Origin of the sequence: Microvirga sp. KLBC 81 (assembly GCF_003075415.1) — a bacterium.
In the GTDB taxonomy this organism is placed as follows: Bacteria; Pseudomonadota; Alphaproteobacteria; order Rhizobiales; family Beijerinckiaceae; genus Microvirga.
Map to the genome: position 1 here is coordinate 1 of NZ_QDAH01000233.1, position 1,478 is coordinate 1,478.

Annotated in this window: 1 protein-coding gene; it reads right to left on the bottom strand. The window is 66.4% G+C overall.

The annotated features are described in order from the left end of the window. Nucleotides 1–17 precede the first annotated feature (17 nt). On the bottom strand, nt 18–1,478 hold a 1,461-nt coding region (locus DC522_RS33430; RefSeq protein ID WP_116532686.1), incomplete at its 5' end, for an IS66 family transposase.

The window sequence follows — 1,478 nt, forward strand, 5'->3', positions numbered from 1 at the left end:
GATCGTAAGCGGTGTTTTCAGGCCACGGCCTTGAGGTCTTGCGCGACCGCATAGGACCACGGCAGCAGGTCATCAAGGCGGCTGTTGGGATGTCCCTGGACAATGCGGGTGATCACGTCCGCCAGGTAGCCATAGGGCTCAACCCCGATCAGCTTGCAGGTCTCGATCAGCGACGCGACCACCGCCCAATGCTCCGCACCGCCATCAGATCCGGCAAACAGAGCATTCTTCCGATTGAGAGCCAGCGGCCGGATCGAGCGTTCGACCACGTTGGAGTCGATCTCAATCCGCCCGTCGTCGACAAACCGCGTCAGGCCCTCCCAGCGCGAGAGCGCATAGCGGATCGCCTCAGCCAGTTTCGTCTTCTGGCTGATGAGGGCGAGCTTGGATCGCAGCCATGGCTCGAGTTCATCGAGCACGGGCCGACTGCGCATCTGGCGGGCAGCACGGCGCTCCTCGGGCGAGCGTCCGCGGATCTCGCTCTCGATCGTGTAGAGTTCAGCAATGCGCGTGAGGGCTTCACTCGCAATCGGCGCCGGACCGGCCGCGGCCAGCTCGTAAAAGCGCCGGCGCAGATGCGCCCAGCAGAGCGCAAGCCTCACATCCCCGCGTTCGGCCAGCACCTTGTAGCCGCCATAGCCGTCGACCTGCAGCACGCCTGCAAAGCCCGCCAGATGCGCGATCGGCCGCTCAGCCTTGCGATCCGGCGCATACACGTAGACGACTCCGGGCGGGTCGGTGCCGCCCCACGGCCGATCGTCCCGCGCATAGGCAAAGAGCTGACCTGTCTTGGTTCGCCCTCGGCCCGGATCGAGCACCGGTGCGGTGGTCTCATCAGCGAACAGCTTGCCGGAGGTCTTGAGCTTCTCGAACAATCGCGTGTGCACGGGCCGCAGCAGAAAGGCGCCCCGGCCGACCCAATCGGCCAGGGTCGAGCGATCCAGGTTGATCCCTTGCCGCGCGTACATCTGAGCCTGCCGGTAGAGCGGCAGATGATCGGCATACTTCGCCACGAGCACATGCGCCACGGTGGCTTCCGTGGGCACTCCGCCCTCGATCAGGCGCGCTGGAGCCAGCGCCTGCACCACCACGTCTTCACAGCGACGGCAGGCGTATTTGGGCCGGCGCGTCACCAGCACCCGGAACTGCGCGGGCACGATGTCGAGCCGCTCGGAGACATCCTCGCTGATCCGGTGCAAGGGACCGGAACAGCAGGGGCAGGATAGATCGTCGATCTCCACGACGCTCTCGATCCGCGGCAGATGCGCCGGCAGAGAGCCGCGGTTGCGGCGGCGATGCGCCGCGCGGGCCGCACGCCGGTCCGGCCGTTCAGCCTCGCTCTGCGCATGATCAGCGGCTTCGACCTGCTCGACCTCTTCGAGTGCAAGCAGCAGCTGATCCTCGGGCAGGGTCTCGGCCCGGCGGCCGAAGCGATGACGCTGCAGTTCCTTGATGATCTGGCGCAGCCGCTCGCTCTC